Here is a 541-nt window from a genome sequence, read left to right on the forward strand (position 1 = left end):
TGAGCGGCTGATCGACAAGGTGTTTGAGGAGATCAACCGGCAGCTGGAGACGAAAGGCCTGATCGTCAAGCGCGGCACGCTGGTCGATGCCTCGTTCATGCAATCCCCCGGCCGGCCGCCCAAGCAGCCGAAGAAGGGCCACCACGGCCCGGTCAAGCCGTCGGCGGACAAGGATGCGCGCTGGGGCAAGAAGGGCAAGAAGAGCACTTTTGGCTACAAGATGCACATTGGCGTCGACCAGGGGCACACCTTGATCCGGCGCGTCGAGGTGAGCGACGCCTCAGTCACCGACACCGAGCCGGCCGACCGGTTGATCTGCGGCGATGAGAAGGCGGTCTATGGCGATCAGGCCTATTACACCCATGCCAGGCATGACCGGCTCGCTGAGGCCAGGATCAAGGATCGCCTGATGCGGCGGCCCAACAAGCATCACCCTGAATTGCCGCCGCGCGACAAGCTGCGCAACCGGCTGATCTCCAAGGTGCGGGCGGCGGTTGAGCGGCCTTTCGCCGTGTTCAAGGAGCGTTACGGCATGCGGCGC

1 protein-coding gene is annotated in these 541 nt (G+C 64.3%); it reads left to right on the forward strand.

Annotated elements, in window-relative coordinates; genetic code table 11:
* A partial coding sequence (locus NKI38_RS33510) for an IS5 family transposase (protein ID WP_352665170.1) occupies nucleotides 1-541 on the forward strand: 541 nt, incomplete at both ends.

It is taken from the genome of Mesorhizobium sp. M0621, assembly GCF_040320745.1.
Taxonomy (GTDB): Bacteria; Pseudomonadota; Alphaproteobacteria; order Rhizobiales; family Rhizobiaceae; genus Mesorhizobium.